Below are 24,331 nucleotides of genomic sequence, written 5' to 3' on the forward strand. Positions count from 1 at the left end.
CAGGTTTTAACAGGTTGAAACATAAAGACGTCCTGAAACGGCGAAAGCCCCGGAATACGGGGCTTTCGTGTTTTTGCGCGGCGGGGTTTTGTCTGAGTTTTCGCAGCATTTGCCGGGATGCGGCATGCGCGATTGCAGGTCAGGGTGCTTTGCTGTGGTGCATGCGGGCCTCAAAAAGCATCGCGAGCAGGCTCGCTCCCACATTGGACTGGTGTGAACACCTGAAATCCCTGTGGGAGCGAGCCTGCTCGCGATTGGTTCTGACAGTCGGTGATGAACCGAAGGCCTGTTAGCCTTCTTCCCCCTCATCGTCATCCCCGCCATCGACCTTCATCCCCAATTCCTTGATCTTGCGCGTCAGGGTGTTACGTCCCCAGCCCAGCAGGACGGCGGCATCGCGGCGGCGACCGGCGGTGTGCTTGAGCGCGGTCTCGATCATGATCCGTTCGAAGGCCGGCACCGCGCTGTCGAGCAGGCTCGATTGACCGCGAGCCAGCGCCTGATCGGCCCACTGACGCAGCGCCTGCTCCCAGTTGGTCACTGGTGCGGAGTCCTGGGGCAGGCTCAGCAGCTCTGGTGGAAGGTCGCTGATGTGCACCTCGCGCCCCGACGCCATCACTGTGATCCAGCGGCAGGTGTTCTCCAGCTGGCGCACGTTGCCGCCCCACGGCAGGTTCTTCAGGTATTCCTCGGTTTCGCTTTTCAGCAGCTTCGGCTCGACCGCCAGTTCCTGCGCGGCGCGGCTGAGGAAATGCTTGGCGAGCGTCGGGATGTCTTCGCGACGGTCCGACAGCCTTGGAATATGGATGCGAATGACGTTGAGGCGGTGGAACAGGTCTTCACGGAATTTTCCGGCGTGAACCAGGGTTTCCAGATTCTGGTGGGTCGCGGCGATGATGCGCACATCGACCTTCACCGGCACATGGCCGCCGACGCGGTAGAACTCGCCGTCTGCCAGCACGCGCAGCAAACGGGTCTGGGTGTCCGCCGGCATGTCGCCGATTTCGTCGAGGAACAGCGTGCCGCCGTCGGCCTGTTCGAAGCGACCGCGACGCAGGTTGGCCGCGCCGGTGAACGCGCCCTTCTCGTGGCCGAACAGCTCGGACTCCATCAGGTCCTTCGGAATCGCCGCCATGTTCAGCGCAATGAACGGCGAGGCCGCCCGCGGACTGTGGCGATGCAGCGCATGGGCGACCAGCTCTTTGCCGGTGCCGGATTCGCCGTTGATCAGCACGGTGATGTTGGAGTGGCTCAAGCGCCCGATGGCGCGAAACACTTCCTGCATCGCCGGCGCTTCACCGATGATTTCCGGGGTGCGGGTCAAGGTCGGCACGACTTCCAGGCCCTGTTGCTCCTGGGCGTGCTGATTCGCCCGCTTGACCAGCGACACCGCCTCGTCGACGTCGAACGGCTTGGGCAGGTACTCGAACGCACCGCCCTGGTAGGAAGCGACAGCGCTGTCCAGGTCGGAGTGCGCGGTCATGATGATCACCGGCAACCGCGGGTGTTGTTCGCGAATCCGCGCGAGCAGGTCCAGGCCACTGGCCCCGGGCATGCGGATGTCGGAGATGATCACGTCCGGCTGCTGGCGCGCCAGGCGGCTCATCACGCCATCGGCGCTGTCGAAGCTTTGCGTGGTCATGCCTTCCTGTTGCAGGGCTTTTTCCAGGACCCAGCGGATAGAACGGTCGTCATCGACGATCCACACGGTTTCACTACGGCTCATGTCGATGTGGCTCCTTGTTCCAGTGGCAGAAAGATCGAGAAGGTGGTGTGGCCTGGATGGCTGTCACATTCGATCAGGCCCTGGTGCTGGCTGATGATGTTCTGGGTAATGGCCAGGCCGAGTCCGGTACCGTCCGGACGACCGCTGACCATGGGAAAGAAAATGGTTTCCTGGAGTTCCGCAGGAATGCCCGGACCGTTGTCGGTGATCTCTATCTTGGTCACCAGGCGATGGCGCACGTGGCCGATGGTGAACTGGCGCATGGCGCGGGTACGCAGGGTGATGCGGCCCAGGCGCAGCTCGTTCTGGCTGCTGATGGCCTGCATCGCGTTGCGCACGATGTTCAACACCGCCTGGATCATCTGTTCGCGGTCGATCAGTACGTCGGGAATGCTCGGGTCGTAGTCGCGCACCAGGGTGATGCAACCCTGGCTTTCGGCCTCGACCAGGTGGCAGACCCGTTCCAGCACTTCATGGACGTTGCACATGGCCAGCGATGGCAGCTTGTTGGAACCGAGCATGCGGTCCACCAGATTGCGCAGGCGATCGGCCTCTTCGATGATGACGTTGGTGTAGTCGCGCAGGCTTTCTTCCGGCAACTCGCGGGCCAGCAACTGCGCGGCGCCGCGAATGCCGCCCAGTGGGTTCTTGATTTCATGGGCCAGGCCGCGCACCAACATCTTGCTGGTTTCCTGCTTCGACAGTTGGGCCTCTTCCTTGGTGATCCGCAGCAGGCGGTCACGGGGGTGCACCTCCAGCAGCAACAGCGTGGCGCCGTTGGCCAGGATCGGCGTCACCGCATAATCGACGGTCAGGGTCTGGCCGGTGAGGGCGGTGAGCATCGCTTCGCGCTTGGTAAAAGGGTGCGCCTGCTCGACCGCCTGGCGCAGGGAATTCAGCGCTTCGGTGGACTCGGTGAACAGTTCGCTGATGAACTGCCCATGGCTGCGCTGGCCGCTGATGGCCAGGAGCATCTCCGCTGCCGGGTTCATGTACTCGAGGCGCAGTTCGGCGTCGAGCAGAATGGTGGCGGTGGTCAAGTTGTCGAGTAGCAATCGATGCAGTGCGTCGCTAATGGTCATCAGGACCTCTTTTGGAGCAGGGCGCGCGCATGAATACAGCGCTGATGTACGGAAAATGCAAAAACCAAACCAAGGCTCCGAAAAGAAGCGTTTGACGCCTGAAACGGGCGTTCTACGCTCAATGTTGTGGCGTTATGCCAGCTTGAGCGGGTATTTTCGAACCAAAATGGGCTGACTGATGGGGGCGGTGCATGCATTTGCACCAACATAGTGCGCCAAGCTGAACGGCGTTAAAAGAAGCGCAGGAACGGATTCTTTTCCTCCGGCGGCTTGTCCTTGAGTGGGCATTCCGGTCGCTGGCCGTAGTCGGTCAGTGTGCATGGCTGGGTTTTGCGTTTTTGCGCCAGGGAGATGCGCTGCATGTGAAAGGGCTGATTGGCCGTGCGCTCGACCGTTCGGCCCTGTTCATCGAGGATCTCGATGGACAGCTGATGGCTGCCCCGGTCGATGTTGCTCAAGGCGAATACCGGACTGGGGCCGGGTTCGGCGGTGGGCTGGCCGTCGAGCAGCAGGCGGTAGCGGTGACCCGGTTGCAGGCCGGGTTCGCTGGTGATGCTGACGATCAGTTCGCCGGCACTGCTGCGGATCGTGGCGTCCGGCTCGGGCACCAGCACCCTGAGCATGTCGTAGTGGAGCGCGGGCCTGGCGGCGGCTTTTTTCTCGGCCTTCAGCGGCGCGGCGCCAGTCGGGTTGGCGGACATGCGGTTGCTCGTCGCCAGGGGCACGCGCTTGGCGTTGCCGGTGCCGGGCTGGTCGGTAAAGACCCGGTTGCCCTGGGCATCGACATAGGTGAACACCTCGGCCGACGCTGGCAGCACGACCAGGCAGGCGATCAGCAGCCACCCGTTCACGGTGTGTGGACCCGCTGCAGGGTGAAGGTCACGCTGGGGCTCTGCTGGATGACGTTTTCCCCGTCGATCACCTGAACCGCCAGGTTGTGGGTGCCGCGATCGACATTGACCAGTTGCAGGATCGGCACGTTGCTCGGCTGGCCGTACGGCTGGTCGTCCAGCAGCAGCCGGAATAGATGGGGCCCTTGCAGCCTGGGCTTGATCAGAACGTTGACCGTGAACGTACCATTGTTGGCGCGCAGGGCTTCGCTGGTCGGCAGGTTGGTCAGTTCCAGCACCTCGTAGGCGCCGAGGGGCCGCTCACGGCTGGAGGTTTCGACCGGTGGCGCCGGGGGTGCCTGGCGCTCGACGCTATTGAGGGGCGGCAATTCGACCGGCTCGGCTTTGACGCCGTCGGGCGGTTGATTGCTGTAGGCGGTGTTGCCGGCGGCGTCGGTGTACTTGTAGATCTGCGCGGCGACGGGCAGGGCGACCAACAGCAGGATGAACAGAAAACCACGACCCATAAAATCGACCAGAAGCGAGAGCGTTGGCTTGCAGCATAGGTCAGGGTGGGCGATTGGCCCAAGTTGTTATCAATCGGACCGACATCTTCAGAACCCTGTGGGAGCGGGCTTGCTCGCGAATGCGGTGTATCAGTCGACATCAACGTAGCTGGCACACCGCATTCGCGAGCAAGCCCGCTCCCACAGGGTTTTGTATGCCCAGTAAAAATACGGGCATAAAAAAGGCCTCCCGAAGGAGGCCTCTTTTCGTCACGCCGCTTGCGCAGGCGTCAACGGATCAGCAGCTGTAGTACAGGTCGTATTCCAGCGGGTGTACGAAGGTGCGGACCTTGATTTCTTCTTCGCTTTTCAGAGCGATGTAAGCGTCGATGAAGTCGTCGGAGAACACGCCGCCCTTGGTCAGGAACGCACGGCCCTTGTCCAGTTCTTCCAGGGCTTCTTTCAGGCTGCCGCAAACTTGTGGGATCTCTTTCGCCTCTTCAGGCGGCAGGTCGTACAGGTTTTTGTCAGCCGCGTCGCCAGGGTGGATCTTGTTCTGGATGCCGTCCAGGCCAGCCATCATCAGTGCAGCGAACGCCAGGTACGGGTTGGCTGCTGGATCCGGGAAGCGTGCTTCGATACGGCGGGCTTTAGGGCTCGACACGTAAGGAATACGGATCGAAGCCGAACGGTTACGCGCCGAGTAGGCCAGCATGACAGGGGCTTCGAAGCCTGGCACCAGACGCTTGTAGGAGTTGGTGGCCGGGTTGGTGAAGCCGTTCAGGGCCTTGCCGTGCTTGATGATGCCGCCGATGAAGTACAGGGCGGTGTCGGACAGGCCGGCATAGCCTTCGCCTGCGAAGGTGTTCTTGCCATCTTTCCAGATGGACATGTGAACGTGCATGCCCGAGCCGTTATCGCCGTACAGAGGCTTAGGCATGAAGGTAGCGGTACGGCCGTAGGCGTCGGCAACGTTGTGCACAACGTACTTCAGGGTCTGGGTTTCGTCGGCTTTCTTCACCAGGGTGTTGAACTTGACGCCGATTTCGTTCTGGCCGGCAGTTGCCACTTCGTGGTGGTGAACTTCGACGGTCAGGCCCATTTCTTCCAGTGCGTTGCACATGGAGGTACGGATTTCGTGGTCGTGGTCAAACGGCGGAACCGGGAAGTAGCCGCCTTTGACGCCTGGACGGTGGCCTTTGTTGCCGCCTTCCACGTCCTGGTCGGACATCCACGAACCTTGTTCGGAGTAGATCTTGAACATGGAACCGGAGATGTCGGACTTGAATTTCACCTGGTCGAAGATGAAGAATTCTGGCTCCGGGCCGGCGAATACGGTGTCACCGATGCCGGTGGACTTCAGGTACTCTTCGGCGCGCTTGGCGATCGCACGTGGGTCGCGATCGTAGCCTTGCATGCTCGAAGGTTCGATGATGTCGCAGACCAGGATCAGGGTCGGCTCTTCGGTGAACGGGTCCAGAACGGCGGTTTCGTCGTCTGGCAGCAGGATCATGTCGGAAGCTTCGATGCCTTTCCAGCCAGCAATGGAGGAACCGTCGAACATTTTGCCGACTTCGAAGAAGTCTTCATCCAGCGCATCGCGAGCCGGCATGGTCACGTGGTGCTGAGTGCCGCGGGTGTCCGTGAAGCGCAGATCAATCCACTTGACGTCATGATCTTTAATGAGTTGAACCGACTTCGACATACTGTCCTCCGGGTGGCTTAGGGCGGGTAGTGGATGCCCTTAGATATGTGTGATGCCGGCGCGAATACTCTGCCAAGGCAACCTGCCTCACAAGGGAGCAAATTGCATGCCAGTGCCCCAGCATGGGTTTTTTGCTTCAATTTCACGCTTATAAAGGCTTGCGGAGGCGAATCCGGAAAAATCTCGCCCTACAATGTGGCGCCCGGATTCGCAAATGACCTGTTTTGGTGCGTGTAAAACCTTCTGCACATTAACTGGTTAAACCTTGAGCAATTTCCGCTATAATCCGCGCCCCCCTTTTTCGGCTGGCCCAGCGCGCGCTGTTTTCATGAAACTAATCGTAAAAGTCTTCCCCGAGATCACCATCAAGAGCCGCCCGGTACGGATGCGTTTCATCCGCCAGTTGGCCAAGAACATCCGTGCCGTGCTCCGCGACCTGGACCCGGCTGTGGTGGTGAACGGCGTGTGGGACAACCTCGAGCTGGAAACCCGCGTCAGCGACCCCAAGGCCCTGAAAGAGATGGGCGAGCGCCTGAGCTGCATGCCGGGCATCGCGCACTTCCTGCAGATCGACGAATACCCGCTGGGCGATTTCGACGACATCGTCGAAAAGTGCAAGCAGCATTACGGCGATGCGCTGGCCGGGAAGATCTTCTCGGTGCGTTGCAAGCGCGCCGGCAAGCACCCGTTCAGCTCGATCGACATCGAGAAGTACGTGGGCAGCCAGTTGCGACGCCAGTGCGGTGCCGCCGGGATCGACCTGAAAAAGCCGGAAATCGAAGTCCGCATCGAAGTTCGCGACCAACGGTTGTTCGTCATCCACAGCCAGCACAATGGCATTGGCGGTTATCCGCTGGGGGCGCTGGAGCAGACGCTGGTGCTGATGTCGGGCGGTTTCGACTCGACGGTCGCCGCCTACCAGATCATGCGGCGCGGGCTGATGGCGCATTTCTGCTTCTTCAATCTGGGCGGACGTGCCCACGAACTGGGCGTCATGGAAGTCGCGCATTTCATCTGGAAGAAGTACGGCAGCTCGCAACGCGTGTTATTTGTCAGTGTGCCGTTCGAGGAAGTGTTGGGCGAAATTCTCGGAAAAGTCGATAACAGTCATATGGGCGTCGTATTGAAGCGTATGATGTTGCGCGCTTCCTCCCGGATTGCCGATCGACTGCACATCGACGCGTTGGTCACCGGTGAGGCGATCTCCCAGGTGTCGAGCCAGACGTTGCCGAACCTGTCCGTCATCGATTGCGTGACCGACAAGCTGGTGCTGCGCCCGCTGATCGCCAGTCACAAGCAGGACATCATCGACACGGCCAATGAAATCGGCACGGCCGATTTCGCCCGGCACATGCCGGAGTACTGCGGGGTCATCTCGGTCAACCCGAAGACCGCCGCCAAGCGCCACCGCGTAGAGCACGAAGAGAAAGAATTCGACATGGCAGTGCTTGAGCGTGCGCTCGAGAACGCCAAGCTGGTACCCATCGACCGCGTGATCGATGAACTGGGCCAGGACGTACAGATTGAAGAAGTCAGCGATGCGCTGGCCGGTCAGATCGTGATCGACATCCGCCACCCGGATGCGGCCGAGGATGACCCGCTGGCGCTGGCTGGCATCGAGGTACAAACGATGCCGTTCTATGCACTGAACGCTCGTTTCAAGGAACTGGACCCTACTCGCCAGTACCTGTTGTATTGCGACAAAGGCGTGATGAGTCGCCTGCATGCCCACCATTTGCTCAGTGAGGGGCATGCCAATGTGCGCGTTTATCGACCGAGCTAAGTGCCCGGGGCTGTTTGCCTGTGGCCTGCGTCACCGGCCCCCCGACGCCACCGTCAAGCTGTAACGGCTTTCACGGACGCTACTGTTAATCGCTGCCAAGACTTGTCAGCACACCGAATCCTCTGATCGAGATACACAAGTGATCGAAAATCTACGCAACATCGCCATCATTGCCCACGTTGACCATGGTAAAACCACCCTGGTAGACAAACTCCTGCGTCAATCCGGCACCCTGGAGCGCAACGAGCTCAACGACGAGCGCGTGATGGACTCCAACGACCAGGAAAAAGAGCGCGGTATTACCATTCTGGCGAAAAACACCGCCATCAACTGGAACGGCTACCACATCAACATCGTGGACACCCCGGGCCACGCCGACTTCGGCGGCGAAGTAGAGCGCGTGATGTCGATGGTCGACTCCGTTCTGCTGCTGGTTGACGCTCAGGACGGCCCTATGCCGCAAACCCGTTTCGTGACCAAGAAAGCGTTCGAAGCTGGCCTCAAGCCAATCGTCGTGATCAACAAGGTCGACCGTCCGGGCGCGCGTCCTGACTGGGTTCTGGACCAGATTTTCGACCTGTTCGACAACCTGGGTGCCACCGACGAACAACTGGACTTCCAGGTTGTTTACGCTTCGGCCCTGAACGGTATTGCCGGCCTGGACCACACCGCCATGGCGGAAGACATGACCCCGCTGTACCAGGCGGTCGTCGACCACGTTCCAGCCCCGAAAGTCGACCGTGACGGTCCTTTCCAGATGCAGATTTCGGCACTGGACTACAACAGCTTCCTGGGTGTGATCGGTGTTGGCCGTATCGCCCGTGGTCGCATCAAGCCGAACACTCCGGTCGTCGCCATCGATGCCGACGGCAAGCGCCGCAACGGTCGTATCCTGAAGCTGATGGGTCACCACGGCCTGCACCGCGTCGACGTCGAAGAAGCAGCGGCCGGCGACATCGTCTGCATCAGCGGCTTCGACGAGCTGTTCATCTCCGACACCCTGTGCGACCCACTGAACGTCGAAGCGATGAAGCCGCTGACCGTTGACGAGCCAACCGTTTCCATGACCTTCCAGGTCAACGACTCGCCTTTCTGCGGTAAAGAAGGCAAGTACGTGACCTCCCGTAACATCAAGGATCGTCTGGACAAAGAGCTGCTGTACAACGTTGCACTGCGCGTTGAAGAAGGCGACTCGGCCGACAAGTTCAAGGTTTCCGGCCGTGGTGAGCTGCACCTCTCGGTACTGATCGAAACCATGCGTCGCGAAGGCTTCGAGCTGGCCCTGGGCCGTCCTGAAGTGATCATTCGTGAAGTCGACGGCGTCAAGCAGGAACCGTTCGAGAACGTCACCATCGACATCCCTGAAGAATCCCAGGGCAAGGTGATGGAAGAGATGGGTCTGCGTAAAGGCGACCTGAGCAACATGGTGCCGGATGGCAAAGGCCGTGTGCGTCTGGAATACAACATCCCTGCTCGTGGTCTGATCGGTTTCCGTAACCAGTTCCTGACCCTGACCAACGGTGCTGGCATCCTGACCTCGATCTTCGATCGTTACGCTCCTGTGAAGTCCGGCCACATGTCCGGCCGTCAGAACGGTGTTCTGGTGTCGGTTGAAACCGGCAAGGCACTGACCTACTCGCTGGAAACCCTGCAGGCTCGTGGCAAGCTGTTCGTCGAACACGGCCAGGAGATCTACAACGGTCAGATCGTTGGTCAGAACAGCCGCGACAACGACCTGGGCGTCAACCCTACCAAGGGCAAGAAGCTCGACAACATGCGTGCTTCGGGTAAAGACGAAACCATCGCTCTGGTTCCACCTGTTCGCTTCACCCTGGAACAGGCTCTGGAATACATCCAGGAAGACGAGCTGTGCGAAGTCACGCCTAAGTCCATCCGTCTTCGCAAGAAGATCCTGGACGAAAGCGAGCGTACCCGCGCTGCCAAGAAAGCCAAGGCATAAGATTTAGCCAAGGCTGAAAAAAACGCCCCCGGTCGCGAGACCGGGGGCGTTTTTGTTTGTCTGGGGTTTGTGCCGGGGCGGTGCCGGCCCCATCGCGAGCAAGCCCGCTCCCACAGTGACCGAGTTCTTTCGGAACGCATGCGATCAACTGTGGGAGCGGGCTTGCTCGCGAAGACGGCCGGTCAGCCGCCAGAATTTTTCAGGACAGATCAGAACCGTTCGATCGTCCGCGAATTGCGCTCACGCTCCACTTCCTTCGGCTTGTACGCGCAATACCCAGGCCGTGGGCCGATTTTCGGGTGATTGCGGCAGGTGTCCGGGCGCTTGTCATAAATGGTGCACAGGCGGCTCTTACGATCCAGGTAATAACAATCGTTGTTGCTCATGCGCTGCAGCGTGAAGATGCCCGATTTCTGATTGAAACGCTCGACCAGCCCTTCCTTTTGCAGGCGCTTGGCAATGTTCTTCGGCGGGTCGCCCAGCTCGAACTCATCGACGATGCCAATGCGGATCAGGTCCTTGATCTTGACCTCGACCGGCAGGGTGCAGCAGCTGGACATGCACGAACCGCACATCGGGGCGGAGTACTTGGCCCACGTATCGAGGCGATCGATCTCGGCGGCGGCGATCAGGTTGGGCTTCATCATCGGTTGTTACCAGGCGTGTGCATCAGGGCGCGCGATCATACCGGGACCGGTGGATTTTTGAACAACCTTTCGCCAGATTTTTTCTGCAGCGCTTCATTCGCAGGGTTATCCGGCACGGCCCCTGCATTGATTCAGGCCACACGACAATCCAATGCCGCCCTGTCTCGCATTTACAGGAAAAACTGCCGAACCAGAGCCGGCGCCGTCTGTCAGACCGTCTAGGCTCAACTATTCCACGCTCGCTCGAGGTCCTATCGATGACTCAAGAACCACTTGTTCGAGAAGCAGAGGTGGCCGCATTTCGCGACGCCGTCTTGACCAAGCTCACCTACGCGGTGGGCAAAGACCCGGATCACGCCTTTGACCACGACTGGTTCGAAGCCATTGCGCTGGCTGCGCGCGATCACATGGTCGAGCACTGGATGGATCACACCCGGCAGATCTACCGCAAAGGTCAGAAGCGGGTGTACTACCTCTCCCTGGAATTTCTCATCGGCCGGCTGCTCTACGACAGCCTGAGCAACCTTGGCCTGCTGGATGTCGCCCGTGAAGCCCTGACCGAACTGGGCGTCGACCTGGAGCGCATCCGCCTGCTGGAGCCCGACGCGGCGCTGGGCAACGGTGGCCTCGGACGTCTGGCGGCCTGCTTCATGGAGAGCATGTCGAGCCTGGGCATCGCCGGCCACGGCTACGGCATTCGTTACGAACACGGCTTGTTCCGCCAGGCGATTGTCGATGGCTGGCAGCAGGAGCAGACCGAGCATTGGCTGGATTTCGGTAACCCGTGGGAATTCGAACGGCCGGAGGTGGTGTACCCGATCGGTTTTGGTGGCAGCGTCGAAACCGTCACCGACGAAAACGGCAAGACCCGGCAAGTGTGGTCCCCGGCGGAAACCGTGCGGGCCATTGCCTACGACACTCCGGTCGTCGGCTGGCGCGGGGCGAGCGTCAATACCCTGCGCCTGTGGCGTGCCCGGGCCATGGAAGACCTGCACCTGGAGCGCTTCAACGCGGGTGACCACCTGGGCGCAGTCGCCGAAGTGGCCCGGGCGGAAAGCATTTCGCGTGTGCTCTATCCGGCGGACAGCACCGAAGCCGGCCAGGAGTTGCGCCTGCGCCAGGAGTATTTCTTCGTCGCCGCATCGCTGCAGGACCTGTTGCGCCGCCATCGCAACATGCACACCTCGGTGCTGACCCTGGGCGATCACGCGTCGATCCAGCTCAACGACACCCACCCCTCGATTGCCGTCGCCGAACTGATGCGTCAACTGGTCGACGTTTACGACGTCGAATGGGCCGCAGCCTGGGAAGTGACCGTCGCCACGCTGTCGTACACCAACCACACGTTGTTGCCGGAAGCGCTGGAAACCTGGCCGGTCGGTTTGATGGAGCGCATGCTGCCGCGGCACATGCAGATCATTTACCTGATCAACGCCCAGCACATCGACTCGCTGCGCGCCAAGGGTATCCATGATTTCGACGTGCTGCGCGCGGTGTCGCTGATCGAGGAAGACAATGGCCGTCGCGTGCGCATGGGTAACCTCGCTTTCCTTGGCTCGCACAGCGTCAATGGCGTGTCCGGCCTGCACACGCAGCTGATGCGCAAGACGGTGTTCTCCGAGTTGCACAAGCTCTATCCGGAGCGGATCAACAACAAGACCAACGGGATTACCTTCCGCCGCTGGCTCTACCAGGCCAACCCGGAGCTGACCTCGATGCTGGTCGATGCCCTCGGTCCGGATCTGCTGGACCACCCGGAAGAGCGTTTGCAGGAACTGGCACCGTTCGCCGAGAAACCGGCGTTCCGCAAGGCCTTCGCCGAGCAGCGCCTGCACAGCAAGAAGGCCCTGGCCTACCTGATTCACGAACGACTCGGGATCGCGGTCAACCCGGCGGCGATGTTCGATGTGCAGGTCAAGCGGATCCACGAATACAAGCGTCAACTGCTCAACCTGTTGCACACCGTCGCGCTGTACCAGGCCATCCGCGCCGAGCCGGAAATCGACTGGGTGCCACGGGTGAAGATCTTCGCCGGCAAGGCGGCGGCCAGTTATCACCAGGCCAAGCTGATCATCAAGCTGACCAACGATATCGCCCGGGTGGTGAACAACGACCCGACCGTGCGCGGTTTGCTCAAGGTGGTGTTCCTGCCCAACTACAACGTCAGTCTCGCGGAAAGCATCATTCCGGCGGCGGACCTGTCGGAGCAGATTTCCACGGCCGGTTTCGAAGCGTCGGGCACCAGCAACATGAAGTTCGGCCTCAATGGCGCCCTGACCATCGGCACCCTGGACGGCGCCAACGTGGAAATGTGCGAGCTCATCGGCGCCGAACACATGTTCATCTTCGGCCTCAGCGCGCAACAGGTGGAAGCACGCAAGCAGAACCACGAGTTCAATGCGACGCCGGACATCGCCGCGTCCCATCGCCTGGGCGATGTGCTGCAGGCGATTCGCAGCGGGGTGTTCTCGCCGGATGATCCGTCCCGTTACACGGGGCTGATCGATTCGTTGATCGACTACGACCGCTTCCTGGTCTGCGCCGACTTCGACGCCTACTGGGACGCGCAGATGCGCGTCGAAGCCCTTTGGCACGATTCCCAGTCGTGGTGGCGCTCGGCCGTGTTGAACACCGCCCGGATGGGCTGGTTCTCTTCCGACCGGACGATTCGCGAGTACGCCACGGACATCTGGAAAGCACTGGAGTAACTTTCAGCAATAATTGCGAGCCAGGCCCGGTGGTTGTGGGCCCTGGCCGATATACTGCGCGGTAGTTCACCGGGCGATACGCATTGTGGGAGCGGGCTTGCTCGCGAAGTGTTCCGACATTCAACATCGATGCTGAATGTCAGGGCGCTTCGCGAGCAGGCCCGCTCCCACAGGTTTGTGTGGTTTCACACTAGACTCAGCCGAATGCTGTATCTCCCGGATTCGCCTCTCAGTGGGGCCGCTTAGGGATATCGACCATGCAATGGATGTTCATGTTGATCGGGCTGGTGCTGGGCTGGGTGCTCGACGAGTCGTTCAGCGATGCGCTGTTGGGCGCGCTGCTCGGATTGGGGGTCGGTCAGGCCATTCGCATCAACCGGCTGGATTCGCAAGCGACGCAGCAGCGCGTGCTGCTGGAGCAGGCGCAGGCGACGCTGAATGCGCTCCAGCAACGCCTGGCGGTGCTGGAAGTCGCTGGTGCCCCGGCGCCAGCGCCTGTTGAAGAACCGCTTGCCAGTGAACCTGCGGCTTCTCCTGTTTTCACCCTCGACGACATCGCCGACTCGGCCCCGGCCCCGGCCTCGGCCTTGGTCTGGGAGCTTCCACCCGAACTTGAACCGGACGCCGCCACGACAGCGGCCCCCCGCCGTCCATTGTCCGACGATGCCTGGACCCGCGAGCCCGCTGCCCCCCGTGCGCCGACTGTCATCGAGCGCGCCCTCGCCGGTGCGCGCAATTGGTTGCTGGGCGGCAACACCGTGCTGCGCGTCGGCGTGGTGCTGCTGTTCCTCGGTCTCGCGTTTTTACTGCGCTACGCCACCGAAGGCCTGGTGCTGCCGCTCGAGCTGCGCTATGCCGGCGTCGCGGTGGCTGCGCTGGCTCTGCTCGCCCTGGGTTGGTGGTTGCGCCAGCGCAATCCTCACTATGCGCTGATGCTCCAGGGCACCGGGATTGGCGTGTTGTACCTGACGGTGTTTGCGGCAATGCGCTTGCATCCGCTGCTGGACCCGACGGCCGCATTCGGTTTGCTGGTGGCGGTGACGGTGTTCTCGGCGGTGCTGGCCATCACACAGGATTCCCTGGCGCTGGCATGTGCCGCCGCCTTGGGCGGTTTCGCCGCGCCGATCCTGACCTCCAGCGGCACCGGCAGCCATGTCGCGCTGTTCAGCTATTTCGCCCTGCTCAATGCCGGCATCCTGGCCATTGCCTGGTTCAAGGCCTGGCGTCCGCTCAATGTGATCGGCTTCGTCGGCACCTTCGGCATCGGTTTCACCTGGGGCCTGCGTTCCTACACAGCGGAGTTGCTGTGGAGCACCGAGCCGTTCCTGATCCTGTTTTTCCTCATGTACCTGGCCATCGGCCTGCTGTTCGCCCGGCGCAAGTTGCGGGAAATGGGCGATGCCCCCGAGGTCGAGGACCGCGAGGCGTTGTTGCGCCGGTCGGCGCGCAAGGGTGACTACGTCGACGGAACGCTGCTGTTCGGCCCGCCGCTGGTGGGTTTCGGTCTGCAGTTCGCGTTGATTCAGCACCTGGCGTTCGCCGCCGCGTTCAGTGCCTTGGCGCTGGGCATGCTGTACATGGCCCTTGCTCGCGTGCTGTTCACGGGACGCACATTGCTCCTGGCGGAGACCTGCCTGGCCCTGGGCGTGATCTTTACCAGCCTGGCGATTCCCCTGGGGCTCGATGCGCGCTGGACGACGGCCGCCTGGGCCGTGGAGGGGGCCGGGATCTTCTGGCTCGGGTTGCGGCAGAAACGGCCGCTGGCCCGAGCGTTCGCGTTGTTGCTGCAATTGGGGGCGGCGCTGGCGTTTCTCGGCGAGTTGCGGGCCGGCGACAGCAGCCTGATCGCCGGGGCGCCGCTGGGGGCGTTGCTGCTCGGCGTGGCGTTGCTGTTCAGCTTCCATCAATTGCACAAGGCCTTGCCCGGACAGGCGTCGGCGTGGGAGAAACGGGGCAGGCCGGTGTTGGCCGGTCTGGGCCTGACCTTCCTTTATCTGCTGGCGCCGTTGTTCTTCCTGATCCATGGCACTGCGATTGCTTGGGCGCTGGCCGGTGTAGTGACCTTGTTTGCGGGGCTGCGCCTGCCATCGCGGACCTTCCTGTTGTGCGGGTTTGCCGTGCAGTTGCTCGGTGGTGCGTTGTTCGTGGTCGCCGGTTCGGACTTCCTGGCGTCGTTGGCCAGCGAAGGGTTGCGGCCGCTGGCCCATGGCCGGTTCTGGACGCCATGGGTGTTGGGCCTGGCGGCAGGGGTCGGGGCCTGGCGCTTGCAACAGGAACGTCCCGTCGCAGTGTTGAACCAGCGCCTGTCCGCTGTGTTGCTGCTGTGGGGCGCGGGTGCCTGGGCGTTGGCGTGGGGCAGTGAGGTGCTGCGCTTTGCCCCGGCGGACCTGCAAGCGACCTTGTTGCTGGCCGTGGCGGCGCTGAGTGTCGCCCTGTGGGCGGTGTTGGCGCTGCGCCTTGGGTGGCCGGCGCTGGGCTTGCTCGGTACGGTGCTGATACCGGTGGCCGGCGTGATCCTGCTTGCGGCGTGGCACTCGCGTTATCACCCGGCGGCTGATTTCGCCTGGTTGGCCTGGGCGGCGGTGTTCGGGGTGCATTTCATTTCGCTGCGGCGTCTGGCGCCGATGTTGCCGGCACGGGCGCTGAGCATTGCCCACGTGCTGGGCGTCTGGCTGTTGATCGGCGTGCTGGCGCTCGAACTGCGTTTCGGCTTGTTGCTGCTGGCCGAGCAGTACAACGCCTGGCGCTGGTTGGGTTGGGCGATTCTGCCGAGTCTGTACCTGGTGCTGATGGCCAGTCCTCGTCACTGGCCGTGGCCGGTATCGGCGTATCCGCGCGAGTACCGACTGTACGCTGCGGCACCGCTGGCGTTGCTGATGCTCGGCTGGTTCTGGCTGGCGAACAGCTTCAGCAGTGGCGCCGCCGAGCCCTTGCCTTACGTGCCGCTGCTCAACCCGCTGGAGTTAGGCCTGCTGTTTGCCCTGTTCGGGGTGTATGTCTGGGCGCGCAGTGCCGCGCCGCAACTGGCGATGCGCAAGGACTACGTCGAGTACGCCACGCAACTGATCGCCGGCGTTTCGCTGTTCGCGTTTTTCACCGCGCTGGTGAACCGTACGGCGCACCATTGGGGTGGCGTGCCCTTCGAGCTGGACGCTTTGCTCGCCTCGATGCAGGTGCAGGCCGGCCTGTCCATCGTCTGGACCTTGATGGCCTTGAGCCTGATGATTGGCGGGCATCTGCGCGGTCGTCGCGAAGTCTGGCTGATGGGCGCGGCGTTGATCGGCGTGGTGGTCGCCAAGCTGTTCTTTGTCGAACTGAGCAACCGTGGCGGACTCGCCCGGATCGTCTCGTTTATCGGTGTCGGGGTGCTGCTGTTGGTGGTGGGCTATTTTGCCCCGTTGCCGCCCAAGCGTGCCGGCGTTGCGCATGCTGGCGCAGCCAACGCCGAAAAACCGGGCCCGCAAACCGAAGGAGTGTCGTCTTGAGTCAGAAGTTGAACCGGGTCTGGTGGGGCGCCGTTGCCCTGGCTGTCGCGCTGTCGATCAACGCCCAGGAACAGCCCGCGGACTTTGCCACGCACGTGCCGTTGAGCCTGAGCGGCGAGGGCCCCTGGTATCGCCTCGAATTGCCCCTGACTGTGCAATTGAAGGCGCAGCAGAGTGACCTGAGCGACGTACGGGTGTTCAACGCGGCGGGCGAGGCCCAGGCCTATGCGCTGGCGCGGGAAAGTGCGCAGGTCAGTGAACAGCGTGAGCTGACCGACGTGAAGTGGTTTCCGCTGTATAACGCCGCCGACGACACCGAGCGCGCGCCGAGCGTGCGAGTGCAATCGAACGCCAATGGCGCGCTGGTAGAAGTGCAGCCAGCGAGTCAGCTGGAAGCCGGTGAAGAGGTGCTGCGCGGCTGGCTGCTCGATGCCAGCGCGATCAAGGCGCCGCTGCAGCAGCTGATCATCGACTGGACCAGCGAGCGCGATGGCTTCCAGCGTTTCAGTATCGAAGCCAGCGACGACTTGCAGCATTGGCAGGCGTGGGGCGACGGACAGGTGGCGCGCCTGACCTTCGCCGACGAGCGGGTCGAACAGCACGAAGTGGGCTTGCCGGGGCAGTCGGCGCGCTACCTGCGCCTGCTGTGGAGCGCGCCGAATTCGGCACCGACGCTGACGTCCGCGCAACTGCAAAGCGCCACCGCGCGCAGCGTGCCGCTGCCCCTGGTGTGGTCGCCAGCGCTGGCGGGTGTCCGCGAAAAGGCCGGGGAGTACACCTGGCAGTTGCCGACGGGAGTGAATGTCGAGCGCCTGCAGGTCGAGCTGGATCAGCCCAACAGCCTGGCGCCAGTGATCCTGTACGGACGGCTGGACAGTCGCCGGCCGTGGCAGGTGTTGAGCAGCGGCTTGCTCTATCGCCTGACCCAGGGCGGTCAGGAGGTGGTGCAGAACGAGCTGCAGGTGCCGGGACGAACCGTGCAGCAGGTGAAGTTGACCGTGGACGAGCGCGGCGGCGGCCTGGGCGAGCAGGCGCCCAGCGTGAAGTTTGCCGTGCGCGCCACGCAGCTGGTGTTCCTGGCGCGCGGCGCCGGGCCCTACCGGTTGGCGTTGGGCAATGCGACGGTGAAGACGGCGAACTTGCCGTTGACGACGCTGATTCCGGATTACAGCGCAGGCCGTTGGGCGGCATTGGGTCGGGCCACGGTGGATGGCGAAGTGGCGACCACGCCGACGTCAACGGCAGTGGGGGCGGCATCCACGGACACCGACTGGAAGACATTCGGCTTGTGGGGGGTGTTGCTGCTCAGCGTGCTGTTCCTGGCGGTGATGGCGTTCAGTTTGCTGCGCAAGCCGCCGGCCAATTCCTGAGGGTGGCTGGCGCTGCGCGCCATTCGCGGGCAAGCCCGCTCCCACAAATTCGGCGTAGATCCTGTGGGAGCGGGCTTGCCCGCGAAGGCGGCTTTCCAGGCAAAGAAAATCATGTCAGTCGCCTCGGTCTGCGGTCCACATCCGCTGTGTTTCGAACTACGCTGAACCCCGTGCATGAACTCTCTTTGGCGGATCACGTCTGATAGGAGGAAATGCGCCTCGACTCGCGCTAAACTGCGCGGGTTTTTAGCCCCCCATTCAACCGGAGCCGTCCATGTCCCGCGTTACCCTGAGTCGCTATTTGATTGAGCAGACCCGCAGCAACAACACTCCTGCCGATCTGCGCTTCCTGATCGAAGTGGTGGCGCGTGCCTGCAAGGAGATCAGCCACGCCGTGTCCAAGGGCGCCCTGGGCGGTGTTCTGGGCAGCATGGGCACTGAAAACGTCCAAGGCGAAGTGCAGAAGAAACTCGACGTGATCTCCAACGAGATTCTGCTCGAAGCCAACGAATGGGGTGGTCACCTGGCTGGCATGGCGTCCGAAGAAATGGACAACGCCTACCAGATCCCGGGCAAGTACCCGAAAGGCGCCTACCTGCTGGTGTTCGACCCACTGGACGGCTCGTCGAACATCGACATCAACGCGCCGGTCGGCACCATCTTCTCGGTGCTGCGTTGCCCAAGCGAATACCTGAGCCAGAACGAAGCCCTGAACGAAAAGGCCTTCCTGCAGCCAGGCACCCAGCAAGTGGCCGCCGGCTACGCCATCTACGGCCCGCAGACCATGCTGGTGCTGACCCTGGGCGACGGCGTCAAAGGCTTCACCCTGGACCGTGAAATGGGCAGTTTCGTGCTGACTCACGAAGACATCAAGATCCCGGAGTCCACCCAGGAATTCGCGATCAACATGTCCAACCAGCGTCATTGGGAAGCGCCGGTACAACGCTACGTTGGCGAATTGCTGGCGGGTGAAGAAGGTCCGCTGAAAAAGAACTACAACATGCGCTGGGTCGCTGCGATGGTGGCCGACGTGCACCGCATCCTGACCCGTGGCGGTCTGTTCATGTACCCGCGCGACAGCCGCGAGCCGTCGAAGCCGGGCAAGCTGCGCCTGATGTACGAAGCCAACCCGATGTCGTTCCTGGTCGAGCAGGCCGGTGGCGCCTCCACCAACGGCCATCAGCGCATCCTCGACATTCAGCCTGAAGGCCTGCATCAGCGTTGTGCGGTGTTCCTCGGTTCGAAAGAAGAAGTGGCACGCGCCACGGCCTACCACCAGGAGTAAGCCATGACCGCGCCCTGGCAGCCGTTGCTCGACTGGTGGTTCGGAACGTCCGGATCAGCGCAGGAAGTGGCGGCACAGAAGGGCAAGTTGTGGTTCGGCAAGCGTGACAGCCAGGACCTCGAAGCGCGCGAGCGTTTCGGGGAATGGGTGGAGCAGGCACTGGCCGGCGGATTGACCGACTGGGCGCAACGCCCCGGAGGTTGGCTGGCCCTGGTGCTGTTGCTCGATCAACTGCCGCGAATGATCTTTCGCGATTCCCCCAAAGCTTTTTCCGGTGATCTGCGCGCGCAGAAACTCGTCGCGCAAGGCATTGCCGCCGACTTCGACCGGCAATTGAAGCCGATCCAGCGGGTGTTCATTTATCTGGTGTTCGAACACTGCGAAAACCTCGCGGTGCAGAACGAAGCCGTTTCGCGGTTTATCGATCTGGTGGCAGAACAGCCGGAAGGCGAGCGAGCGGTGTTTGCCGACAATCTGGACTATGCCGAACGGCATCGCAAAGTGATTGCGCGGTTTGGCCGGTTTCCGCATCGCAATGCGGTGTTGGGGCGCGAGTCGACGGCGGAAGAACTTGAGTTCCTCGCCGGGCCAGGTTCCCGATTCTAAACTTGCGTTAAGGCTGCTGCCGCCTTCGCGAGCAAGCCCGCTCCCACAGTGCCTTGGTGGAACACACATTGTGTTAATACCGAAGATCCCTGTGGGAGCGTGCTTGCTCGCGAAGAGGCCAGTGGCCGCGCCTTAGATCCTGAAGCTCCCCACCAGATGCTTCAGCCGCGCCGCCTGTTGTTCAAGGTCGGCGCAGGCGCGCAGGGTGGCCTGCAGGTTCTCCACACCTTCCTGGTTCAGCGTGTTGATCTCGTTGATGTCGACGTTGATCGATTCAACCACGGCGGTCTGTTCTTCGGTCGCGGTGGCCACGGACTGGTTCATGCCGTCGATTTCGCCGATGCGCTGGGTCACGCTGCCCAGGCGTTCGCCGGCCTGGTTGGCGATGCCGACGCTGCTTTCGCTCTGGCGCTGGCTGTCGGTCATGGTGCTCACGGCTTCGCGGGCGCCGACCTGCAGTTCCTCGATCATCTTCTGCACTTGCTGCGCCGAATCCTGGGTGCGGTGCGCGAGGTTGCGCACTTCGTCGGCGACCACGGCAAAACCGCGCCCGGCTTCGCCGGCTCGGGCTGCTTCGATGGCGGCGTTCAATGCCAGCAGGTTGGTCTGCTGGGAGATGCTGGTGATCACTTCCAGAATCTGTCCGATGTTGACGGTGTTGCTGTTGAGCGTCTCGATATTGCCGCAGGAATCGCTGATCTTCGCCGACAGCTGATGCATGGCCGTGATGGTTTTATCCACCGTCTGCTGACCGTCTTCGGCCAGGGCCCGGGCGTCGCTCGAATGCTGCGAAGCGAGGGCGGCATTCTGGGCAATTTCCTGGGCAGCGGCGCCGAGCTGGTTGATTGCTGCGGCGACGCTGCTGGTGCGCGAGGCCTGCTGGTCGGAGTTGAACATCGACGAGTTGGAGGCCGCCACCACGCGCAGCGCCACTTCGTTGACCTGGCCGGTGGCGGAGGACACTTCGCGGATCGAGGTGTGGATACGCTCGACGAATCGGTTGAACGACAGCCCCAGTGCGCCGAATTCGTCATGGCCGTGGATCGTCAGGCGTTTGGTCAGGTCGCCTTCACCTTCGGCGATGTCATGCATGGCGCGGCCCATGGTCAGCAGCGGCTGCATCAGGAAGCTGATCAGCAGGCCCAGCAAGGTGATGATGATCACCACCGCAATCACCATGGCGATGATCGCCGAGGTGCGGAACTCGCTGAGCATGGCGAACGCCGTGTCCTGGTCCAGTACCAGCGCCACGTACCAGTCGGCCGAGGGCACGCCGTTGACGTGGGTGAAGGAGATGAACTGGCGCTTGCCATCGATTTCCACCTCTTTCATGCCCGGGCTGACTTTCGGAGTGTCGTTCGGGTAAGCCTCGGCCAGGCTCTTTAGCACCAGTTTGCTATCGGGGTGAATCAGGATTTTGCCGTCGGCGCCGACGATGAAGGCATGACCGTGACCGCCGAAGTTCAGCGAGTTGATGATCGCGCTGACGCTCGAGAGGTCGATGTCGGCCCCGGCGACACCGATCATCTGGCCCTGACGCTGCACCGGGGTGGCGATGGTGATGACCAGCTTGCCGGACGAGGCGGCGATGTAGGGTTCGGTGACGATGGTCTGTTGCGCACTGTTGGCCGCCTTGTACCAGCCACGGGCGCGCGGATCGTAATCCGCAGCGCGGTTACCCGCCGGGACCGAGAACATCACGCCATCGGTGCCGCCGAAGTAGCTCAGTTGGAAGTTACCGGTGTAGGCGGGCAGGTCGATCACCCGTTTCAGGCTGCTCAGGGCGCTGCCATCGGCCGAGATCTGCTGCGACATCGATTGCAGCAGATGAATGCGGCTTTCCAGCCAGGTCTGGATGTTGCTGGTGGTCAGGCTGCCGAGTTCCTGCATCGATGATTCGGTGCTGCTGCGCAGGGTCTGGCGCTGTTGGTAGTCGTTGAACAGGATGAAGCAGGCAAATGCAACGGCCACCACGAGGGCGGCAGCCAACAAGATTTTGTGGCTGAACTTCATGTTTCTGGTCATTAAATGAACTACCGCGAAAGAACTAGTCAAGAAGGGCGCCAATTTGCCATAACAGAGGGCTTTGCGCTGCTTTTTTGTCGACTGGGCGGCGCCAAAGATTAGGCGCATTTGGCCAAAGCCGACGAAATGCATAACAGCGCAGGAAAGTGGCTGATTTTTCGGCAAAAGGCAGACGAGCGGCCCAACAAATAGGCGGCCGGTCAGGGAACCCGAAGGGGGTTTTTACTTCTAAGCTTCTGCTTGGCAGTTTGCCATTCCCCCTTCGCTCCAGGAGTTTCACCATGTCGCTGCGATCCGTCGCCCTGCTTTCGTTCTGCGTGTTGTTGGTCGCGTGTGGCAAGGTCAATCAGGAAAACTATTCCAAGCTGTCGGCGGGCATGGCCAAGACCGAGGTTGAAGCCTTGCTCGGCAAACCCACCGACTGTTCGGGTGCGCTTGGCTTGTCCAGTTGTACCTGGGGCGACAAGAACAGCTTTATCAGCGTGCAGTACGCCGGTGACAAAGTGATGATGTTTTCTGGCCAAGGCCTGAAGTAATCCGGGGCGTCATGCCCACGGGAGAAAAACAATGAAGCAGTTACTGATCCTCCTTTTGGCCGGCCTGGTTTTGGCCGGCTGCGCTACTTCCGGCGAAGATCCGTTGGCGCCGAAAACCGTCAACAGCGTCAATCTGAAGAAGTACCAAGGGACCTGGTACGAGTTGGCGCGTTTGCCGATGTATTTCCAGCGCAACTGTGCGCAGTCCGAAGCGCATTACACCCTCAAGCCCGACGGCAACATCCTGGTGCTCAATCGCTGCCTGACTGCGGATTGGCAGTGGGAAGAGGCCAAGGGCACGGCTTATCCACAGGTGCCGGGCAAAACCGACAAGTTGTGGGTCGAGTTCGATAACTGGTTTTCCCGGCTGCTGCCGGGTGTAGCGAAGGGCGAGTATTGGGTGTTGTTCGTCAGCGACGACTACAAGACCGCCATCGTCGGTGATCCGAGCCGCCGCTATCTGTGGCTGCTGTCGCGAACCCCGACCGTCAACGGGGTGGTGCGCGAAGAGCTGCTGAGCAAGGCGCGTCAGCAGGGTTACGACACCACGCGCTTGATCTGGCGGGCGACGGATACGCAGATGGCCAAGACGTCGAACTGATCGCCTGTAACCCTGTGGGAGCGAGCCTGCTCGCGATGATCTGTCTGTGACACCTGTGTTGCCTGACACTCCATCGCGAGCAGGCTCGCTCCCACCGTTTCATTTTGGGTCAGCCCAGGAGATCGCGTAGGACCTGGGTAAACGCCCGACTGCTTTCGTCTTCCCCCGCATGTCGTCCATCGCGCACGACCCACTGGCCATTGACCAATACATCACGCACCTGGCGATCGCCGCCGGCGAACAGCCAGCGGTTCAGGATTCCGTCACCACTGGCCGTCGCCAGGTACGGGTCATTGCCATCGAGCACCAGCCAGTCCGCCCGCTTGCCCACTTCCAGAGCACCGATCGGCTGACCCAGCGCCTCGGCGCCGCCGTCCAGCGCCGCGTCGTAGAGTGTGCGACCGACCATCGGTTGATCCGCGCCGTACAGCCGGTTACGCCGTTGATCGCGCAGGCGCTGGCCGTATTCCAGCCAGCGCAACTCCTCCACCACGCTCAGCGACACATGGCTGTCGGAGCCGATGCCCATGCGGCCGCCCTGGGCGAGGAAGTCCACCGCCGGGAATATTCCGTCGCCGAGGTTGGCCTCGGTGGTCAGGCACAGGCCGGCGATGGCACGACTGCCGGCCATCAGCGCGACTTCTTCAGTGTTGGCGTGGGTCGCATGCACCAGGCACCAGCGCTGATCGACTTCGACGTTTTCATAGAGCCATTGCAGCGGACGGCGGCCGCTCCAGCTCAGGCAGTCGTCGACTTCCTTCTGCTGTTCGGCAATGTGAATGTGCACCGGGCATTGTCGGTCGCTGGCGGCCAGCACTTCGCTGATCTGTTGCGGGGTGACCGCGCGCAACGAGTGGAAGCACAGGCCCAGCGACTGGGCTTTCTGTTGGGCCAGCAGTGGCTGCAGGCGTGCTTGCAGCTTCAGGTAATTTTCGGTGCTGTTGATGAAACGGCGTTGGCCGTCGTTGGGTGTCTGGCCACCGAAACCCGAGTGGCTGTAGAGCACCGGCAGCAAGGTCAGGCCGATCCCGGCGTCGCTCGCGGCCTGGCTGATGCGCAGCGCCAGTTCGGCCGGGTCGGCGTAGGGTTGGCCACTGGTGTCGTGGTGCACGTAATGAAATTCGGCGACCGAGGTGTAACCGGCCTTGAGCATTTCGATGTACAGCTGGCGGGCAATCACCCCGAGTTGCTCCGGGCTGATTTTTCCGACGAGACGATACATCAGGTCGCGCCAGGTCCAGAAACTGTCGTTCGGATTACCCGCCACTTCCGCCAGACCGGCCATGGCGCGCTGGAACGCGTGGGAGTGCAGGTTGGGCATGCCCGGGAGCAACGGGCCGCTTAGCCGCTCGGCGCCATCTGCATGGGAATCGGCCTGGATATGGGCCAGAACGCCATCGGCGCTGACCTCAAGACGTACATTGTTGGCCCATCCACTAGGCAGCAGCGCGCGTTCGGCAAAGAAGGCGGACATGG

Annotated in this window: 17 protein-coding genes and 1 pseudogene; 9 read left to right on the forward strand and 9 right to left on the reverse strand. The window is 61.9% G+C overall.

Features of this window, described 5'->3' with window-relative positions; translation table 11 throughout:
• Window positions 1-289: 289 nt before the first annotated feature.
• From ntrC to glnA, 5 genes are all read right to left on the reverse strand, one after another.
• Entirely contained in the window at window positions 290-1,726 is a 1,437-nt protein-coding gene (gene ntrC / locus ACM6IM_RS19150) for a nitrogen regulation protein NR(I) (protein WP_084322499.1), read from the reverse strand.
• Window positions 1,723-2,808, reverse strand: a complete 1,086-nt coding sequence (gene glnL, locus ACM6IM_RS19155; RefSeq protein WP_192307539.1) for a nitrogen regulation protein NR(II) — start codon at window positions 2,806-2,808, stop codon at window positions 1,723-1,725. The genes ntrC and glnL overlap by 4 nt, the downstream gene beginning before the upstream one ends.
• A 230-nt stretch (window positions 2,809-3,038) precedes the next feature.
• Window positions 3,039-3,659, reverse strand: a complete 621-nt coding sequence (locus ACM6IM_RS19160; RefSeq protein ID WP_371051710.1) for a DUF4124 domain-containing protein — start codon at window positions 3,657-3,659, stop codon at window positions 3,039-3,041.
• On the reverse strand, window positions 3,656-4,165 hold the full coding sequence (locus ACM6IM_RS19165) for a DUF4124 domain-containing protein (protein WP_192307540.1): 510 nt from the start codon (window positions 4,163-4,165) through the stop codon (window positions 3,656-3,658). The genes ACM6IM_RS19160 and ACM6IM_RS19165 overlap by 4 nt, the downstream gene beginning before the upstream one ends.
• A 277-nt stretch (window positions 4,166-4,442) precedes the next feature.
• Window positions 4,443-5,849 carry a type I glutamate--ammonia ligase gene (gene glnA, locus ACM6IM_RS19170; protein ID WP_192307541.1) on the reverse strand — a complete coding sequence of 469 codons (1,407 nt, stop codon included), beginning with the start codon at window positions 5,847-5,849 and terminating at the stop codon, window positions 4,443-4,445.
• A gap of 328 nt (window positions 5,850-6,177) precedes the next feature.
• On the opposite strand from glnA, the gene thiI reads away from it, so the two are divergent.
• Both thiI and typA read left to right on the forward strand, forming a co-directional pair.
• The gene (thiI, locus tag ACM6IM_RS19175; RefSeq protein ID WP_201193909.1) at window positions 6,178-7,632 is read left to right on the forward strand and encodes a tRNA uracil 4-sulfurtransferase ThiI; all 1,455 of its coding nucleotides are present in this window, start codon (window positions 6,178-6,180) and stop codon (window positions 7,630-7,632) included.
• 139 nt (window positions 7,633-7,771) lie between these two features.
• A complete protein-coding gene (typA, locus tag ACM6IM_RS19180; protein ID WP_192307543.1) occupies window positions 7,772-9,592 on the forward strand; it encodes a translational GTPase TypA in 1,821 nt (606 codons plus the stop codon).
• Window positions 9,593-9,801: 209 nt separating this feature from the next.
• On the opposite strand, the gene ACM6IM_RS19185 is transcribed toward typA, so the two are convergent.
• Window positions 9,802-10,239 carry a YkgJ family cysteine cluster protein gene (locus tag ACM6IM_RS19185; protein WP_201193907.1) on the reverse strand — a complete coding sequence of 146 codons (438 nt, stop codon included), beginning with the start codon at window positions 10,237-10,239 and terminating at the stop codon, window positions 9,802-9,804.
• 257 nt (window positions 10,240-10,496) lie between these two features.
• On the opposite strand from ACM6IM_RS19185, the gene ACM6IM_RS19190 reads away from it, so the two are divergent.
• The 5 genes from ACM6IM_RS19190 to ACM6IM_RS19210 all read left to right on the forward strand — a co-directional run bounded on the left by ACM6IM_RS19190 (window position 10,497) and on the right by ACM6IM_RS19210 (window position 19,693).
• A complete protein-coding gene (locus ACM6IM_RS19190; RefSeq protein ID WP_201193905.1) occupies window positions 10,497-12,947 on the forward strand; it encodes a glycogen/starch/alpha-glucan phosphorylase in 2,451 nt (816 codons plus the stop codon).
• Window positions 12,948-13,204: 257 nt separating this feature from the next.
• Entirely contained in the window at window positions 13,205-16,432 is a 3,228-nt protein-coding gene (locus ACM6IM_RS19195) for a DUF2339 domain-containing protein (RefSeq protein ID WP_414866018.1), read from the forward strand.
• Window positions 16,429-17,802, forward strand: coding sequence for a DUF3999 domain-containing protein (locus ACM6IM_RS19200; protein WP_414866019.1), 1,374 nt, complete (start codon window positions 16,429-16,431; stop codon window positions 17,800-17,802). The genes ACM6IM_RS19195 and ACM6IM_RS19200 overlap by 4 nt, the downstream gene beginning before the upstream one ends.
• 274 nt (window positions 17,803-18,076) lie before the next feature.
• Complete coding sequence (locus ACM6IM_RS19205; protein WP_192307548.1) at window positions 18,077-19,087, forward strand: class 1 fructose-bisphosphatase; 1,011 nt, start codon at window positions 18,077-18,079, stop codon at window positions 19,085-19,087.
• A gap of 3 nt (window positions 19,088-19,090) precedes the next feature.
• Window positions 19,091-19,693, forward strand: coding sequence for a DUF924 family protein (locus ACM6IM_RS19210; RefSeq protein WP_414866020.1), 603 nt, complete (start codon window positions 19,091-19,093; stop codon window positions 19,691-19,693).
• Window positions 19,694-19,825: 132 nt separating this feature from the next.
• Here the strand turns inward: ACM6IM_RS19210 and ACM6IM_RS19215 are convergent, their stop codons facing one another.
• Complete coding sequence (locus tag ACM6IM_RS19215; protein ID WP_414866185.1) at window positions 19,826-20,590, reverse strand: methyl-accepting chemotaxis protein; 765 nt, start codon at window positions 20,588-20,590, stop codon at window positions 19,826-19,828.
• Between the two features lie 93 nt (window positions 20,591-20,683).
• A pseudogene (locus tag ACM6IM_RS19220) lies at window positions 20,684-21,850 on the reverse strand (cache domain-containing protein); the annotation flags it as partial.
• Window positions 21,851-21,999: 149 nt separating this feature from the next.
• Here ACM6IM_RS19220 and ACM6IM_RS19225 point away from each other — a divergent pair.
• Window positions 22,000-22,254, forward strand: a complete 255-nt coding sequence (locus ACM6IM_RS19225; protein WP_414866021.1) for a hypothetical protein — start codon at window positions 22,000-22,002, stop codon at window positions 22,252-22,254.
• Window positions 22,255-22,285: 31 nt separating this feature from the next.
• Window positions 22,286-22,855 carry a lipocalin family protein gene (locus tag ACM6IM_RS19230; protein WP_414866022.1) on the forward strand — a complete coding sequence of 190 codons (570 nt, stop codon included), beginning with the start codon at window positions 22,286-22,288 and terminating at the stop codon, window positions 22,853-22,855.
• A gap of 109 nt (window positions 22,856-22,964) precedes the next feature.
• Here the strand turns inward: ACM6IM_RS19230 and ACM6IM_RS19235 are convergent, their stop codons facing one another.
• Entirely contained in the window at window positions 22,965-24,329 is a 1,365-nt protein-coding gene (locus ACM6IM_RS19235; protein ID WP_414866023.1) for a formimidoylglutamate deiminase, read from the reverse strand.
• Window positions 24,330-24,331 lie beyond the last annotated feature (2 nt).

It is taken from the genome of Pseudomonas sp. IT-P12, from assembly GCF_949767465.1.
Classification (GTDB): Bacteria; Pseudomonadota; Gammaproteobacteria; order Pseudomonadales; family Pseudomonadaceae; genus Aquipseudomonas.